We start from the raw sequence: 17,146 nt of genomic DNA, 5'->3' as shown, positions 1-17,146 counted from the left end.
CTCCAAAGGCGCCCCGCGGCACCCGCGTCGCGGGGCGCCTCGCACGTTCCGTCCCTCTCGCTGTTCGGAATACGGAGCCCCACATGAACCTCTTCAGACGTGCGGCCGTCGGTGCCGCCACCCTGGCCATCGGCGGCCTGCTCGCCACCGCCGCTCCCGCCGTCGCCGCGCCGGCCGCCCCCTCGCCCACGCTCGCGGCGCCCGACATACCGCTCGCCAACGTCAAGGCGCACCTCTCCCAGTTCCAGTCCATAGCCTCGGCCAACGGCGGCAACCGCGCCCACGGCCGCCCCGGCTACAAGGCATCCCTCGACTACGTGAAGGCGAAGCTGGACGCGGCGGGATACACCACCCGCATCCAGCAGTTCACCGCGAGCGGCGGCACCGGCTACAACCTGATCGCCGACTGGCCGGGCGGCGACGCGAACCAGGTCCTGATGGCGGGCGCGCACCTCGACAGCGTCTCGTCGGGCCCCGGCATCAACGACAACGGCTCCGGCTCGGCCGGGGTCCTGGAGACCGCGCTCGCCGTCTCGCGCGCGCAGCTCAAGCCGACGAAGCACCTGCGGTTCGCCTGGTGGGGCGCCGAGGAGCTGGGCATGGTCGGCTCGCGCTACTACGTCAACAACCTGCCGACGGCGGACCGTTCGAAGGTCAGCGGCTATCTGAACTTCGACATGATCGGGTCGCCGAACCCGGGCTACTTCGTCTACGACGACGATCCCACGATCGAGAAGACGTTCAAGGACTTCTACGCGGGCCTGAACGTCCCCACGGAGATCGAGACGCAGGGCGACGGCCGCTCGGACCACGCCCCGTTCATGAACGTCGGCATCCCGGTCGGCGGCCTGTTCACCGGCGCCGAGCGCGCCAAGACCAGCGCGCAGGCGCAGAAGTGGGGCGGCACGGCCGGCCAGGCCTTCGACCGCTGCTACCACTCGTCCTGCGACACCACGTCGAACATCAACGACACGGCCCTTGACCGCAACAGCGACGCCATCGCCCACGCGGTCTGGACCCTCGGCGCAGGCACCACGGTCCCGCCCGGCGACACGTACGAGAACACCACGGACGTCGCCGTCCCGGACAACGGCCCCGCGGTGACCTCCACGGTGGACGTGACCGGCCGCACCGGCAACGCGCCCGCGACCCTCAAGGTCGACGTCGACATCCGGCACACCTGGCGCGGCGACGTGGTCGTCGACCTGCTGGCACCCGACGGCACGGCGTACCGCCTGAAGAACTCCAGCGGCAACGACTCGGCGGACAACGTCATCGCGACGTACACGGTCGACGCATCCAGCGAGCCGGCCAACGGCGCCTGGAAACTGCGCGTCCAGGACGTCGCCGCGCAGGACACGGGCTACATCAACAGCTGGAAGCTGACGTTCTGAGGCACTGAAACCGCTGGGCGAACCGCTGGCGGGCGGCTCCTGCAAGGATCCCGCAAGCCTCGCGCAAGCTTTCCGCCCGCGCTCCGGGGCACCCCCGACCCGAAGCGTCCTGTCCATCAGGAGAACACAACACCGGGGGGCACCATGGTGGTTGAGAGCAGAGCCGTCGCGACGAAGCCGTTACCCGGGTCCGGGCTCCGCCCCGGATCCGGGCACGACGCGCAGTGGCTCACCCTGACCGACTGCAAGCGCGTGCTGGTCGTCGTGCACACCGAGGTGTACGGCGGCCGGCTGCGGGATCTGCTCCCGCTCCTGGAGTCGGACCTGCGGATCCAGACCCACTTCACGATCGCGCCCCACGCCTTCAACGCCGGGGCGGAGCGCGTGCTGCGCGCCCTGGGCGACACGGTCCTGCCGTGGGAGGCGGCGCTGCGCATGGAGTTCGACCTCGTCCTCGCGGCCGGTTCCCAGGGTGTCCACCGGCTGCGGGGCCCGCTGCTGCGGATGCCGCACGGCGCGGGACACATCAAACTGTCCCGCCTCACGGACGACCGCGACCCGGGCGCGCCCCGGACCGTCGGCGAGCTGGGCCGGCAGTATCTGACGCGGCACGGGAAGGTGGTGCCGAAGGCGCTGGCGCTCGCCCACCGCGAGGAGCTGGCCACGCTCGCCCGCACGTGCCCGGAGGCCCTGCCCGTCAGCGAAGTCGTGGGGGACGCCTGCCACGACCGGCTGGTGGCGAGCCTGCCGCTGCGGAGGCGGTACCGGGCGGCGCTGGGGCTGCGCCGCGGACAGCGCCTGGTCCTCGTCTCCTCGACCTGGGGTCTCGGTTCGTCGTTCAACCGTCTGGACGCATTGCTGCCCCGGCTCCTGACCGAGCTCGACCCGGCCCGCCACCTGGTCGCGGTCCTGGTGCACCCCAACGTCTGGTCCGGGCACGGCGACTGGCAGGTGCGGTCCTGGCTGGCCGCCGCCCGGCGCCGGGGCATCGTCGTCCTGCCGCCGGACACCGACTGGCGCGTGCCGCTGATCGCCGCGGACTGGGTGATCGGCGACCACGGCTCCGTCACGCTGTACGCCACCCTCACCCGCGCGGCCGTCCTGCTGGCCCGCTTCCCGGCCGCGGACGTCAACCCCGATTCGCCCGCGGCCGAGCTGGCGAGGACCGCGCCCGCCCTCTCGCCCGTACACCCGCTCGATGAGCAGCTCGCCTACGCACGGGCCGAGTACCCCGCCGCGGAGTACGCGCGGATCGGGCGGCGCATCTCCTCCGAGCCCGGCCGGTTCGCCCGCAACACACGGAAGTTGATGTACCGGCTCCTCGGACTCGGCGAGCCCGCCTACGAGGCGTCGCTGCCGCCGCTGCCGGTCCCGGCGTCTCCCGTCGAGCTCCCGGCATGAGCGCGCTCGCCGACCCGGACGATCCGGTGATCGCCTGCCTGGACTGCCGCGGTTGCTGCTGCTCCGGTCGACCCGGTGGGTGCGATTGCTGCCGTACGGGGGAGACGTGGCGGCAGTGCGCCGACGTGCTGTACGCGGGCCGCCCGCGCCCGTGCCGGGCCGCCGCGTCACTGGCCTCACGCGCCCTGCGGCGCTACCCGGGGTGCGAGCTGGTGGTGGTGCGCCGGGCGGAGGGCGGCTGGATCCCCCACGCCCGCCGTTCGTACCGCCCGCCCGTGCGCTGCCCGGCCGCGGCAGCCCTGACACACCGCGAGGTCATGCGGCTGCTGTGCGCGTGGTACGCGGAACTCGTCACTCCGGTCCCAGGTCTGCGCCCCGGCCCCGCAGCCGCTCCTGGATCCGCCGCACGTCGGGAGCGCTGACGGATGCGTAGCGGGCCAGGGACTGCTCGTACCAGCGCCTGGCCCGCTCCGGTTCCCTTCGCTCCTCGGCCGCCTCGCCGAGCATCTCCAGTACACGCGCCTGCCAGTGCACGGAACCGGTCTCCTCGAACTCCCTTACAGCCTGCTTCAGTTGCGCCTCCGCCGACTCGACGGCGGAGCCGTCGTCGCCCGCGCACCGCAGTGCGGCCTGCCCGAGGAAGGCCAGGGCGCGGGCGGCGTCGTAAGGGTCGTCCTCGGCCAGCAAATCCGCCCTGGCAGCTACCAGCTGGGGCAGCGCCTCATGGGGACGCCCGTCGGCCAACGCCACGTCTCCCAGGCAGATCCTGGTCAGGGCGGCACCGCGCCGGTAGCCGATCGCCTCGCGCAACGGCAGAGCGAGCCGGAAGTACCGGGTGGCCTCGGCGAGCCGCCCGGCCAGCCGGTGCGACTGCCCGAGCCCGTGCAGAGCCTGAGCCTCGGCCCGCCGGGCGGCGGTCCGCTCCTCCTGGCCGACGGAGCCCGTGCCCTGCGCCCGGCCGCTCTCCAGCGAGGCCACTCTCTCCCGCGCCACCTCCAGCGCCTGGCCGAACCAGGCCACCGCTTCGTCGTGCCGGCCCGCGTTGCGCAGGCCCGTGCCGCCGGAGGTGAGCATCTGGCTCTCGGCCGCCCGGTCGCCGGCGCGGCGGGCCGCCGCGAGGCCGATCTCGTGGGCCTCGATCCACAGGTCGTACGGCCGCAGGCGCAGGAAGAGCGGGAACATGGCGTCGGCGAGCATCCAGGCGGTGTCGTCCCAGCCGCGCTCCGCCGCGGTGCGCAGCGCCGCCATGAGGTGGGTGCGTTCGGCGTCGAGCCAGCGGAGCGCGCCGGGGGCGTCCGTGAACGGCGGCCGCTGGGCGGGGTGTCGGGCGTAGCGGCGGGGCAGGATGCGGTGGCTGGGGGTCAGGAGGGATTCGGCCTCGGTCGCGGCGTACAGATAGAAGTCGACGACGCGCCGCACCGCTGCTGCTGCGTCGGCGCGCCCGTCGTGGTCCGCGGCCAGCTGTGCCGCGTGGGTCTTCACCAGGTCGTGGAAGCGGTACCGTCCGGTGCCGGTGCGCGGGTCGGGGCCGAGGTCCTCCAGGAGGTTCACCTCGGCCAGCTCGTCGAGGAGGCGGTCCGCCTCGTCCCCGCGCAGGGAGCAGGCCTCGGCCGCGACCTCGACGCCGAGCAGCGGCACGGGGGCGAGTCCCAACATGCGGTAGCCGCGGGCGTGTTCGGGCGGCAGGAGGCGGTACGACGTGTCGAGGGCGCCGCGCACCGCGTACTCCCCCTCCACTCTCAGCGCGTCGAGGGCGCCGCCGCCTCCCCTGCCGTCCAGCGCCCCCGCCATCGCGGCCAGCGGCTGCCGGGGCCGCGCCGCCACGCGTGCCGCTGCGACGCACACGGCGAGGGGCAGCCCGGCGCAGGCCCGGGCGACCGACAGCGCGGCCTCGGGCTCCCGGGAGACGCGGTCGGCACCGATCCGGCGGCTGAGCAGCTCCACCGCCTCGTGCGTGGCGAGGACGTCCAGCGGATGGAAGGCCGCGCCGTCCATGCCGAGACCGCTCAGGCGCCCCCGGCTCGTCACCGCCGTCAGCGCGCGGGCGCCGCCGGGCAGCAGCGGGCGCACCTGGGCCGCGCTCACCGCGTTGTCCAGCAGCAGGGCGATCCGCGCCCCTGCGGTGGCCGACCGCCACAGGGCGGACTGCTCCCCGAGGTCCGCGGGGACCCGGTCCTCCCCGACGGCCCGCAGGAGCTGCCCGAGGAGTTCGCCCGGGCGTGCGGGGTCGCTGCCGGAGTGGCCGCGCAGGTCGGCGTAGAACTGCCCGTCGGGGAAGGCGTCGGCGAGGCCGAGCAGCCAGCGGCGGGCCAACGTGGTCTTGCCGACGCCGGCGGGGCCGCTGATGACCGCGAGCACCGGGCCGTCCGGTGACGTCGCCGCCGTCCGGTCGAGGGCGGCCAGCTCCCGCTCGCGGTTGGTGAAGTGGGCGGGCACGGCGGGGATCTGGCGGGGCACGGCACGCGCCCGTTCCGTGCCGGGCGCCGCGGGGTGGATGTGCACTCCGCCGTGGATGCCGTGTGCCTGGACGACCGTTCCGTGCACGCGGGCGTCCCCGCCGACGGCGTTGGCGACATCGGCCGGGGCGGAGGCCAGTGCCGCGCCGAGCCAGGCCCGCAGGTCCCCGGCCAGTCCGGGCCGGTGCGCGGCCTGTTCGGCCAGGGCGACCGCGAGGGACCGGGTCAGCTCTCCGCTGTCGGCGCCGGCCCGCGGTGACGCCCACGCGTCGGCGAGTGCGGCCGTCGCGGTGTCCGCCCGGGCGCGCACGGTGTCCAGGAAGGCGCGTGCCACCGCAGGGCGAGCGGCCGCCAGCGCCAGGCCGGCCTGCAATTCCGGGGCCGTCACCTGGTCCATCGCCCGCCCTTTCCCGCGTTCCGCGGCCTGCCGTGACCCACAAGGCGCCCGCGTCTCTCACGGCGCGCCTGCGTCCTACCCGTCCGCCGTTCCCGTCAGACCGAACTCCGCGCACTGAAGAGTGTTTACGTCAAAACAAGCCAATGAAGTGAACCATCTAGCGCCACTATTTGAACGATATTGACATCATGCGATTCTTTGACGCCTATTCAGAACACAGGCCGGCCGGCGGACGGGGGCACTGGTGGAGATCGGAATTCGCGTCCTCGGAACCGTCGCGCTGGAATACGACGGCCGTCTCGATCTTCTCGGCTCCGCGAAAGAACGCCTGATCGTCGCGGCCCTGGCCCTCGACGCGGGCCGGCCGGTCTCCCTGGACACCCTGATCCACCGCCTGTGGGAGGACACTCCGCCCGCCAAACCCCGCGCGGGCCTGCACACCTACGCCGCCCGGATCCGCCGCCGCCTCCGGGCCGCCGGCAGCGGCGAACCGCTCGTGCAGCGGGCCCACACGTACCTGCTCGACATCCGCCCGGAGCAGGTCGACTGCCACCGGTTCGAGCAGCTCGCCGCGCGGGCCCGCACCCTGGCGGACGACGCCGACGACGGCGCGGCCCTCGACCTGCTGCGGGAAGCGGCCGCCCTCTGGCGCGGCGAGCCGCTGGCCGGGCTGAGCGGCCCCTGGGTGGAGAGCGTGCGCGCGACCCTGTCGCAGAAGCAGCTGGCCGCCCATCTGACCCGGTTCGGGATCGAGCTGCGCAGGGGCCATTTCGCCGAGCTCGTGCCCGACGTGGCCGCGCTCCTCGACCGGCATCCCGGCGACGAGACACTGGCCGCCCAGCTCATGACCGCGACGTACGGCTGCGGCCGGCAGGCGGACGCCCTCCAGGTGTACGAGACCGTCCGCCGCCACCTCCGCGAGCACCTCGGCGCCGACCCCGGCGAAGCGCTCGCACGCCTGCACCACCTCATCCTGACCAGGGCTCCCCTGGGTGAGCTGCTCCCCCGCAGGGAACCTCGGGTCGCCACCCCGCACACCCTGCCCCGGCACGCGGAACTCGTCGGCCGACAGGAGGAATTGACGACGATCATCCGGGCGGCGGGCAGGGCGCCGGGCCGGTCGGCCGGCACCGTGATCGCGTTGCAGGCCATCTCCGGCATGGCCGGCGTCGGCAAGACGCTGCTGGCCCTGCACGCGGCCCGCGGCCTGGAGCCGCTCTTCCCCGACGGCCAGCTCCACCTCGACCTGCGTGCCCACTCGCCCGGCCAGGATCCCCTCTCCACCCGGGCCGCCCTCACGGCGCTGCTGCGGATGCTGGGCATCGCGCCCGGCGATTTGCCCGACGAACTCGACGACCTCGTCGGCCTGTGGCGCACGCTCCTCAGCCGCCGCCGCGCCGTCATCGTCCTGGACGACGTGGCCGACCCCGACCACCTGCGGCCGCTGCTCCCCGGCCCCTCGCCCTCCCTGATGATCGTCACCAGCCGTCGCCGGCTCTCCGGGCTCCCCGGCGTCCGTCCTGTCCTGCTCGACGTACTCCCCGAGGAGGACGCCGTCGCGCTGTTCCGTGAGCTGGCCGACGAGCCTCATGCCGCCCCGGACCGCGAGGTCACCGCGATCGTGCGGCTCTGCGGGCGGCTGCCCCTCGCGATCGAGCTCGCCGCCCGGCGCCTGGCCTCCCGCCCCTCCTGGACGGCCGGCCATCTGCTGCACCGGCTCACGCACGGCCACGGCAGACTGCGGGAAATCCGGGACGGCACACAGGAGATAGCGCGGGCATTCGACGTCTCGTACCACACACTCGACGCCGAAGAGAGAGCGGTTTTCCGCATTCTCGGCCTCCAACTCGGCCCAGATTATGACGCATTCACGACGGCCGCCCTTGCGGATCTCCCGCTCGACCGTACGGAGCGTGTTCTGGAGGGACTTCTCGACGCCCACCTGATCCAGGAACCGGCGCCCGAGCGTTACACCACTCACGATCTTCTCGGCGAATACTCGCGCATGCTGGCGTCCTCCGAACTGGCAGCCGCCGAACGGGAACAGGCACTCCATCGACTGATCGATTTCTACGTACAGGCATCCGACGCGGCGGACCGGCTGATCGCCCCGCGCCGCCCGCGCCCGAATCTGCCCCGCCACGTTTCCGCCTACCGGAAACCCCTGTGGAACAGCCCCGCGGACGCCCGGCGCTGGCTGGCGGCGGAGTGCTCGGGGCTCATCGCGGCCGAGCGCCACTGCCGGGCCAACGGCCGGCCGCACGAGGCGGCGCTGCTCGCCGGCTCGCTCGCGGGCTTCCTCCACGAGGAGAGGTACTCGGCCCACACCCAGGACATGCACCTGGCGGCCGCGGCGCACTGGCGGGCCGCGGGCGAGCCGGCGGCCGAGGTGTACGCGCTGATCAACCTGGGCACCGCGCTGTCCCGCAGCGGCCACTACGACCGGGCTCTCGTCACCCTCGGGCGGGCCCTCGGGACGGCCCGGGGCATCGACGACACGACGGTGGCCGAAGTGCGGCACGCGCGGGGCGTACTGCGCTGGAACCTCGGCCGCCTGCCGGAGGCGCTCGCCGACCAGGAGGAGGCCCTGGCGCTGCGCACGCGCTCGGGCGACCCCTGGCAGATCGCCCGCTCGGAGAACAATTTAGGCATCACGCACCTCTATCTCGGCAACCACAAGGTCGCCGACGAGCATTTCCATTCCGCGCTCGTGAGATTCCGCGCAGTGGGTGACTCTCACGAAGAGGCGCACGTACTCAACAATCTATCCGACCTCGCCCTCCGCATCGGGCAGAAGGAATCCGCTCGGCACCTTCTCCAACAGGCCCGGAATATACTTGCGACGTCGGGGACCGCTGCGGAACACGCCATGGCACAGGTCAATCTGGCGAACACCATGAATGCGTCGAGGGAAATCAACGAAATGCTCGACCTGTACCAGGACTCATTGACCTCGTTCCGCCGTCTCGGCGACCGACGGAACGCGTCGATAACGCTGCACGGAATGGGCAGCGCGCTGTATTCGGCGGCTCGTTTCCGTGAGGCGGCCGAGCATCACACGCGCGCCCTCGAACTGGCCAGGAGCATCGGCGCGACGCACGAGGAGGCGCAGGCCCTGCACGGGTTGGGGGCGGCCGAGCACCGCCTGGGCCGGGCGGCTTCGGCGGCCGCCCACCTCACCGCCGCCGTGGCTGCCGCGGACCGCACGGGGGCGGCGGACGAAGCGGCGCGGGCCCGGGCCGCTCTCGCCGAGGTTCGGGCGGAATTCTCCGTTCCGGATTAGCCCCACAAAAAGCGGATGGGGAGATTCGACGAACTTCTTGCGCCGCGCCCTACCCCTAGGCTTTGATTCCGGCGGGGCAGCGAATTCCGCCACCCCGGGCTACTATTGAGTAACGGAGAACGTCAGCGCATGGCACGAAAGCACTTTGCGGGACACCCGAAGAAGGTCCCGCTATTCCTGGTGGTCCCGGCCATCGCCTTTGCCGTGGGAGCATTGATCTGCATGCCCTCTGCATTTAAGTTCACCGAGGAAACAGAAGCCGCCCAGGCCTCCGCCCGGACGGCGACTCCCCATCCGGGAACACCTCGCGCCTGACGGCGACCCGGCACGGCGACGGAGACCCCGCCGCCGTGCCCGCCCGGAGGGACTCAGCCCTCGTCCGGCGTAAGACGCAGCGAGATCGAGTTGATGCAGTACCGCTGATCCGTGGGGGTCGGATACCCCTCCCCCTCGAACACGTGCCCGAGATGCGACCCGCACCGGGCGCACCGCACCTCCGTGCGGACCATGCCGTGCGAGGTGTCCTGGACCAGCTCGACCGCGTCGGTGTCCTTGGGGTCGAAGAAGCTCGGCCAGCCGCAGTGCGACTCGAACTTCTCCGACGAGGTGAACAGCTCCGCGCCGCACGCGCGACAGGAGTACACGCCCTTCGTCTTCGTGTCGGTGTACTCACCGACGAAGGCGGGCTCCGTGCCGGCCTGGCGCAGGACCGCGTACTCCGACGGGGTCAGCTCCGCGCGCCACTGCTCGTCCGGCTTCTCGACGTCGTACGACATGACTCTGAACCCCTTACTTCGACAGCTCGGCCAGGATCTGCGGGCCGAGGTCCGTGACGTCGCCCGCTCCCATCGTGAGAACGAGATCACCGGGCTTCGCCATTCCCGCGATCATCCGCACGGCCTCCGCCTTGTCGTGCGCGGCCACGACCTCGGCGCCGGCCTCGCGGGCTGCGTCGATGATCAGGGCGCTGGTGATGCCGGGGATCGGGTCCTCGCGGGCCGGGTAGATGTCGAGGACCACGGAGGAGTCGGCGAGGGCGAGGGCCTGGCCCATCTCCGTGCCCAGCTCCTGGGTGCGCGAGAAGAGGTGGGGCTGGAAAAGGACGAGGATGCGGGAGTCGCCCGCCTCGCCCGCGGCGGAGCGCATCGCCTCCAGGTCGGCCGTCATCTCCGTCGGGTGGTGGGCGTAGGAGTCGACGACCTGGACGCCCGCCGCCTCGCCCTTGAGCTGGAGGCGGCGCTTGACGCCGGTGTACGACTTCAGGGCGCCCGCGAGGTTCCGGGACGGGATGCCGAGGGCGATGCCGGCCGCGAGGGCCGCGACCGCGTTGTTCGCGTAGTGGCGGCCGGGCACCGAGACCGTGAAGGTCAGCAGCTTGCCGTCGAGGAGCACGGTGACCTCGCTGGTCAGGCCGCGCGCGGTGATCTTGTGGATGCGCAGGTCCGCGCCCTCGGACTCGCCGTACGTGACGACCTTGAGCTCGCCGAGGTCCCGGACGCGCTTGGTCAGCTCCACCGCGCCCGGCTGGTCCGCCGAGATGACCAGCGTGCCGCCGGGGACGATCTTGCCCGCGAAGATCTCGAAGGATTCGTAGATCTCGTCCATCGACGCGTAGTTGGCGTGGTGGTCGAGCTCCACGTTGAGGACGATGGCGACCTCGGGCGCGTACTTGTGGAAGCTGCGGTCGCTTTCGTCGGCCTCGGCGACGAAGATGTCGCCCTCGCCGTGCAACGCGTTCGACCCCGGCACGTCCAGGTCGCCGCCGATCGCGTACGACGGGGCGAGGCCGAGGGTGGCGAGGGTGACGGCCAGCATCGACGTCGTGGTCGTCTTGCCGTGCGTACCCGCCACCGCGATCGGGCGGCGGCCGTCCATCAGCGACGCGAGGGCGTCCGAGCGGTGCACGACCGGGATGTCCAGCTCGGCCGCGCGGGCCAGCTCGGGGTTGTCCGCGCGGATGGCGGAGGAGACGACGACGCAGGTCGCGTCGGACGCGAGGTGCGCGGCGTCGTGGCCGATGTGGACCGTGACGCCGAGCGCGCGCAGCGCGTCGGCGGTGGCGGACTCGCGGGCGTCGCTGCCCGCGACCTTGGCGCCGCGCTGGGCCAGGATCTTCGCGATGCCCGACATTCCGGCGCCGCCGATGCCGATGAAGTGCGGTCGGTCCATGTCGGCCATGGACTGGGGCAGGCCGGGTGCCATGCGTGTGTCTCCCCTGGTGTTACGACGACTGAGCAGGCCCCAGCCTATGGCCTCGCGCGGCCCACGACGCCCGAGGCACCCGGCTCCCGGCTATGCCTCGTCGGCCAGGCTGTGCGAGAACAGCTTCAGGACCGGGACGCCCACCTTGTGGCGCGCCCGCGAGGCCCAGTCCCGGTGGAAGAACTCCTCCACGTAGTGCGGGTCGGTCAGGACGATCACCTCGTCGGCGTCGGCGTCCTCGACCAGGGTCTTGAGCGCGTCCAGCGGGTGGTCCTCGATGAGCCGCCCCTGCGCCGCGCAGCCCGCCGCGCGCAGCGCGGTCAGCGAGACCCGCAGCGCCTGCTCGCCGGGGCCCGTGGCCTCCTCGCCCTCCGGGGTCTCGCCCTCGCGCGCCGCCTCGTCCAGCTCGCCGAGGGCGACGTCGTCGATGGCCCGCAGCAGCCGGTCCGCCTGATCGCCCCTGGGCTGGAGCAGTACATGGAAGGCGACCGGCTCGTCCCCGTGCAAGGTGGTGACGAACTCCACGTCGGCGGAGGTCAGGGCCTTCTCGATCATCAATACGCTTGTGAACACGCCAGGCGCCCTTCTCATCCGTGGGCCCCGCGTCCTGAGGCCCTTGCGGAAACCATCCTGCCCCGTGGCCGCACGGGGTCTGCGAGATCTAGTGTGCCCAGCCGAAGCCAAACGGAACGGCTGATTCCGCTGATTGTCAGGTTCGACGGTATCGGGTGAAGAGGAACCCGGCCTCCTCCAGTACGGACGCCAGCGCGAAGCGCGCGGGGACCTGGAGAGCGGACCCGCCCGCGATCCGCTGCGCGTCCCCCGCCGTGAGCATCGGTGACACCGTCAGACAGAGCTCGTCCAGCGCCCCGGCGGCCACGAACTGCCCGAGAAGGCGGGGCCCGCCCTCCGTGAGCAGCCGGGTGAGACCCCGCTCGGCCAGGGCGGGCGCCACCCGCTCCGGCTCCACGGTCGCGCCCTCGCCGGCGATCACCACGACGGCGCCGGCCTTCTCCGCCGCGGCGATCCGGTCGGCGGGTGCGGAGGCCCCGGTCACCAGGAGCGTGGGCGTCACCGGCGAGGTGAAGAGCGGAAGCGAGAAGTCCAGGTCGAGACCGGCGCTGACGACCGCGATGGCGGGCGCCGCCGTCTGCCCGGCCGCCGCCCTGTGCCGCTCGAAGACCGCACGTGCTTTCGCCGGGCGATAACCCTCCTTGCGGACGGTCTCGGCGCCGACGACCACGGCATCGGCGAGGCTGCGCAGGGTGCCGAAGATCCGCATGTCGGTGTCGCCGGAGATGGGGTGGGCGCGGCCGTCGTGGTGGGCCGCGCCGTCGAGGGTGGACACCATGTTGGCGCGCAGCCAGGTCGCCTCCCCCGAGGGGTAGGCGTAGGCGTCGGCCAGCTCGTCGAGGCTCCACTCCCGGTCGGCCGTCTCATCCGTCCGATCTGCCGTCTGGTCTGCTGTCTGGTCGGTCACAGGGAACAGGCGTCGCATATCCGCAGTCTTGCACGCCCCTTAAGCTGGGGAACCGTGTCGTCCTCCTCCGCCGCCTCCGGGCACCGCCCCATAGCCGAAGTGGCTCCGCTGTCCCTCTGCGCCCGTGAGCCCCACGTCCCGGCCGACCGACTGGTCGCCGAGATGGTGCCGCCGCCGCGCTTCGACTCGGTCCGCTTCGATACGTACATTCCGGACCCGAACCAGCCGAGCCAGACCGAGGCGGTCCGCGTCCTCAGCGGCTTCGCGGCGGGGCTCGGCGGGGCGCACGCCTCCGGCTCCGGCCGGAAGCGTTGGTTCCAGAGGAAGGCCGCCGCCCCCGCGGGCCCGCGCGGCATCTACCTCGACGGTGGCTACGGCGTCGGCAAGACCCACCTCCTCGCCTCCCTGTGGCACGCGGCGCCCGCCGCGCCCGAGCAGAAGGCCTTCGGCACCTTCGTCGAGCTCACGAACCTGGTCGGCGCGCTCGGCTTCCAGCAGACCGTGCGCACCCTCAGCGGTCACCGGCTGCTCTGCATCGACGAGTTCGAGCTCGACGACCCGGGCGACACGGTCCTGGTCTCCTCGCTGCTCTCCAAGCTCGTCGAGCAGGGCGTGGCGCTCGCCGCGACCTCGAACACGCTGCCGGGCAAGCTCGGCGAGGGCCGGTTCGCCGCCACGGACTTCATGCGGGAGATCCAGGGCCTGTCGTCCCACTTCAAGGCGTTGCGGATCGACGGCGAGGACTACCGCCACCGCGGCCTGCCCGAGGCACCCGCCCCGTACTCGGAGGAGCAGGTCACCAAGGCGGCGTACGCCACCGACGGCGCCTCGCTCGACGACTTCCCGCACCTCCTCGCACACCTGGCCAAGGTCCACCCCAGCCGGTACGGCGCGCTGACCGACCGGCTCGCCGCCGTCTGCCTCACCGACGTGACGCCGGTGCCCGACCAGTCGACCGCCCTGCGCCTTGTGGTGCTCGCCGACCGGCTGTACGACCGAGAGGTACCGGTGCTCGCCTCCGGTGTGCCCTTCGACCGGCTCTTCAGCGAGGACATGCTGAACGGCGGATACCGGAAGAAGTACTTCCGAGCCATCTCGCGGCTCACGGCGCTCGCGCGGGACGCGAAGGGCCTCGTGGGCGAGTAGCCCCGCCCCGGCGGAGACCTCCGGCGGGGGCAGGGGCTCCCGGCGGGGACACGGGACGGCGCGCGAAGTCGGCACGTGAAACGGAAGCTACGCGCGTGGTTCCCGCGAACTAATGCGCGTGGTACACACATCCGGTCACATTCCTGTCCGCCAGCAGGAGGTTGCCCATCATGTCCGCCACTCGACGTCAGGTTCTTGCCCGAACCGGTGCCCTCGGCGCCGGAATCGCCTTCACCGGCGCCCTTTCGGAACTCTTCGCGGGCACCGCGGCCGCGCACGGGAAGGCCGGTTACGGCCCTCTCGTCCCCGACCCCAAGGGTCTGCTCGATCTGCCGAAAGGTTTCCGCTACCAGGTTCTCTCCCGCGAGGGCGAGCCCCTGCGGTCGGGTGAGGGCAGAGTGCCCAGCAACCACGACGGCATGGCCGCCTTCCGGGGCAGGAACGGCGGCGTCCACCTCGTGCGCAACCACGAGAACCGCGTCACCGGCAGGATCGGCGTGCCGACCGTCAAGGAGCTGACCTACGACCCGGCGGCCAAGGGCGGGTGTACGGCGCTCGCGCTCGACCGGCGGGACAAGGTCCTGGACGAACGCGTCGCGATCGCCGGGACCGCCGTCAACTGCGCGGGCGGCCCGACCCCTTGGGGTACCTGGCTCACCTGCGAGGAGACCGAGGACAAGGCCGGCACGAACGGCTACACCAAGGACCACGGCTTCATCTTCGAGGTCGACCCGGTGGACCCGCGGCGCACCGGTGCGGTGCCGCTGACCGCGATGGGCCGCTTCCAGCACGAGGCCGTCGCCGTCGACCCGAAGCGCGGTGTGGTCTACGAGACCGAGGACGCCTTCGAGAAGCCCTTCGGCCTCTTCTACCGCTTCCTGCCCAAGAAGCCCGGGGGCGGCCGCGGTTCGCTGCGCGCGGGCGGCCGACTGCAGGCCATGCGGGTGCCCGGCGTGCCCGACCTGTCCTCGATCCAGGAGACGGGGGCGACCTTCGACGGCATCGAGTGGGTCGACGTCCCCGATCCGCTGGCCGTCCGAACGCCCATCCGCCACCAGGACTTCGGCAAGAAGGGCATCACCCACGCGCAGAAGCTGGAGGGCTGCTACTGGGGCGGCTCGTCCGTCTACTTCGTGTCGTCCTTCGCGCGCAGCGGCGACGGCTCGGCGGCCGACCACTTCGGCCAGATCTGGCGGTACGACCCGTCCGGCCGACGGCTCACCCTGGTCGTCGTGTTCGGCCCGAGCACCGACATCCAGCTGCCGGGCGAGTCCCCCGACAACATCTGCCTCGCGCCCAGCGGCGGCCTGATGGTGTGCGAGGACGGCGACGGCGCCCAGCACGTGTACGGCGTCACCCGGGGCGGCGAGGTCTACGCGATGGCCCGCAACCGCCAGAACATCGGCACCCCCGAGAAGCCCGAGTGGGGCGAGTTCGCGGGCGTCACCTTCTCCCCCGACCACGACACGATGTACGTGAACTGCTACACGCCCGGCACGACGTTCGCGGTGACGGGGCCCTGGCACAAGTAGGCCCTGACGCAAGGAGCGGGCCGGCCCCCGGTGACAAATCACTGGCGGGCCGGGCCCGCACGGTCGACCATGACCCGCATGAGCGACCAGAGCGACCAGAGCGACCAGAGCGGCGAGAACGACCGGAACGAGCACCCCACGCGGTGGACCCGGGCGACCACCTATCCCGACATGTGGGCCGACCCGGACCAGGACCCGCGCAACAGCGAGGGCGGCAGCCCGGACGGCGAACTCCCCACACTCCTCGACTTCCTGACGAACTACCGCCTGACCCTCCGCATGAAGTGCGAGGGCCTGGACCCGGAGCAGCTGGCCCGCCGGTCGGTGCCGCCCTCGACGATGTCACTCCTCGGCCTGGTCCGGCACCTCGTCGAGGTGGAGCGGGACTGGCGCAACTGGATCAGCGACGGCGACCCGGTGCCGAAGCTGTACGGCGAGCGCGGCGCGGACTTCGACGGAGCCGTCGCCGACCAGGCCGTGGTCGACGCCGCCTTCGCCGACCTGGCACGCGAGCAGGCGGCCACCGATGCCGTGCTCACCGGCCACCCCGACCTCGGTGAGCGGCTGGGGAAGGAAGGGATCTCAGTCCGGGAGCTGCTGGTGCACCGCATCGAGGAGTACGCCAGGCACTGCGGCCACGCCGACCTGCTGCGCGAGTGCGTCGACGGCAGGGTCGGCCAGTGACAGCCGGTGACGTCCGCTAGTACGCCGTCACGGGGTAGTGGTCCGACAGGTTCGTGTACGTGTACTCCTTGCCCCAGCTGGAGACCGTCCAGGGTGCGCTCTGCTCCTTGATCACGTTGTTGTGCCAGGTGGCGGGGCGGGCGTGGCCCTTGCGGTGGAGGACGTGATCGAGGTCCTCGCGCGGGTCGTCGGGGTAGCGCTCGGCGGCGATCGAGTTGTCGCGGGTGTCGAAGGAGTACGGGTGGCCGGTGCGGGTGTCGGCGGGGGCGAGGCCGCCGTCGGCGAGCATCGAGGCGTACTCGGAGCTGTGCGAGTCGACGTTGAAGTCGCCCGCCACGATGACCTGTTCGCCCGCGGGGATGTTCTTGGCGTCCAGGAAGGCGTCCATCTCCTTGAACTGCTTTGCGCGGGTGGCCGCGGCCTCTCCGCTGCCGCAGCCGGGGTCGGTGGACTGGGCGTGCGTGCCCACGACGTGCGCCTTCGTGCCGTTCACGTCCAGGACGGCGTAGACGAAGCCCTTGTTGGAGTACGAGTCGGAGCCGCACGCGTCCTTGTAGACGTACTGCTCCTTGCGCACGATCGGCCACTTGCTCAGGACCGTCACGCCGCCGTCCTCCGGCGTCACCGAGGAGTACGCGCCGCCGGTGGCGTCCCAGCCGCTCTTGCCCCGGCCCATGACGGGCGTCTGGTGCGGGTAGCGGGCCGCCGCGTTGGCCTTCAGCGCGTCGGACGAGGAGTTGTCGAACGCCTCCTGGAGCACGACGACGTCCTGGCCCCGGAAGAAGTCGGCGGCCGGTATCGCCTTGGCGCGGTGGTCCTGGCCCCAGTTGGGGTAGAGCGACTTGCTGAACAGGAAGGCGTTGTACGTGAGCACCTTGAGCGAGGGCGGAGCGGCGGAGGCGTCGGCGGCGGTCGCGGACGGGGCGACGGCGGCGAGCGTGGCGGCGGCGAGCACGGAGGTGATCGCGGCGGCTTGGGTCCTGCGCAGCGCGGTGTGCGGCACTGAAACTCCTGGATGTGTGGGGGTGGTTGCTGCTGCTGTGACGGCTGGTGCGGGAGGTGCGGGAGGTGCCCCTGTTCGGGCGCTCGAACATCCAAGCAGCTGTGATTACTTCTGGGGATACTTCACGTGAACACGTGGTCCTGGCCTGGCGCAGGAAGGGCCCTTGGC

The 17,146-nt window shown here is 72.1% G+C and carries 12 protein-coding genes; 6 read left to right on the top strand and 6 right to left on the bottom strand.

Annotation, left to right across the window (positions count from 1 at the left end):
- Positions 1–83: 83 nt before the first annotated feature.
- Both ACZ7LU_RS01805 and ACZ7LU_RS01800 read left to right on the top strand, forming a co-directional pair.
- A complete protein-coding gene (locus ACZ7LU_RS01805) occupies positions 84–1,394 on the top strand; it encodes a M28 family metallopeptidase (protein ID WP_471915353.1) in 1,311 nt (436 codons plus the stop codon).
- Between the two features lie 144 nt (positions 1,395–1,538).
- Positions 1,539–2,795 carry a hypothetical protein gene (locus tag ACZ7LU_RS01800; RefSeq protein WP_468713190.1) on the top strand — a complete coding sequence of 419 codons (1,257 nt, stop codon included), beginning with the start codon at positions 1,539–1,541 and terminating at the stop codon, positions 2,793–2,795.
- A 351-nt stretch (positions 2,796–3,146) separates the two neighbouring features.
- On the opposite strand, the gene ACZ7LU_RS01795 is transcribed toward ACZ7LU_RS01800, so the two are convergent.
- Positions 3,147–5,648 (bottom strand): tetratricopeptide repeat protein, encoded by a 2,502-nt coding sequence (locus tag ACZ7LU_RS01795; protein WP_471915352.1) that lies wholly within the window; start codon positions 5,646–5,648, stop codon positions 3,147–3,149.
- A gap of 244 nt (positions 5,649–5,892) precedes the next feature.
- Between ACZ7LU_RS01795 and ACZ7LU_RS01790 the strand changes: the two genes are divergently transcribed.
- Complete coding sequence (locus tag ACZ7LU_RS01790; protein WP_471915351.1) at positions 5,893–8,931, top strand: AfsR/SARP family transcriptional regulator; 3,039 nt, start codon at positions 5,893–5,895, stop codon at positions 8,929–8,931.
- A gap of 368 nt (positions 8,932–9,299) precedes the next feature.
- On the opposite strand, the gene msrB is transcribed toward ACZ7LU_RS01790, so the two are convergent.
- The 4 genes from msrB to ACZ7LU_RS01770 all read right to left on the bottom strand — a co-directional run bounded on the left by msrB (position 9,300) and on the right by ACZ7LU_RS01770 (position 12,631).
- Positions 9,300–9,707, bottom strand: coding sequence for a peptide-methionine (R)-S-oxide reductase MsrB (gene msrB, locus ACZ7LU_RS01785; RefSeq protein WP_398305808.1), 408 nt, complete (start codon positions 9,705–9,707; stop codon positions 9,300–9,302).
- A gap of 13 nt (positions 9,708–9,720) precedes the next feature.
- Positions 9,721–11,133 carry a UDP-N-acetylmuramate--L-alanine ligase gene (gene murC, locus ACZ7LU_RS01780; RefSeq protein WP_471915350.1) on the bottom strand — a complete coding sequence of 471 codons (1,413 nt, stop codon included), beginning with the start codon at positions 11,131–11,133 and terminating at the stop codon, positions 9,721–9,723.
- Between the two features lie 90 nt (positions 11,134–11,223).
- Positions 11,224–11,706, bottom strand: coding sequence for an indole-3-glycerol phosphate synthase (locus ACZ7LU_RS01775; RefSeq protein WP_468085305.1), 483 nt, complete (start codon positions 11,704–11,706; stop codon positions 11,224–11,226).
- Between the two features lie 136 nt (positions 11,707–11,842).
- Entirely contained in the window at positions 11,843–12,631 is a 789-nt protein-coding gene (locus ACZ7LU_RS01770; protein ID WP_471915349.1) for a pyrimidine reductase family protein, read from the bottom strand.
- A 36-nt stretch (positions 12,632–12,667) separates the two neighbouring features.
- Here ACZ7LU_RS01770 and zapE point away from each other — a divergent pair, with 36 nt between their 5' ends.
- The 3 genes from zapE (at position 12,668) to ACZ7LU_RS01755 (ending at position 15,975) form a co-directional block, all read left to right on the top strand.
- Positions 12,668–13,759, top strand: coding sequence for a cell division protein ZapE (zapE, locus tag ACZ7LU_RS01765; RefSeq protein WP_398305797.1), 1,092 nt, complete (start codon positions 12,668–12,670; stop codon positions 13,757–13,759).
- Positions 13,760–13,929: 170 nt separating this feature from the next.
- A complete protein-coding gene (locus ACZ7LU_RS01760) occupies positions 13,930–15,291 on the top strand; it encodes a PhoX family protein (RefSeq protein ID WP_471915348.1) in 1,362 nt (453 codons plus the stop codon).
- A 69-nt stretch (positions 15,292–15,360) separates the two neighbouring features.
- Positions 15,361–15,975, top strand: a complete 615-nt coding sequence (locus tag ACZ7LU_RS01755) for a DinB family protein (RefSeq protein ID WP_471915347.1) — start codon at positions 15,361–15,363, stop codon at positions 15,973–15,975.
- Positions 15,976–15,991: 16 nt separating this feature from the next.
- Here ACZ7LU_RS01755 and sph read toward each other — a convergent pair whose 3' ends face one another.
- Positions 15,992–16,978, bottom strand: coding sequence for a sphingomyelin phosphodiesterase (gene sph, locus ACZ7LU_RS01750; RefSeq protein WP_471915346.1), 987 nt, complete (start codon positions 16,976–16,978; stop codon positions 15,992–15,994).
- Between the last annotated feature and the right edge of the window lie 168 nt (positions 16,979–17,146).

The organism is Streptomyces sp. NPDC039462 (genome assembly GCF_055639375.1).
Note: the sequence above shows the minus strand (reverse complement) of the source record. Positions and strands in the feature narration are given on the sequence as shown.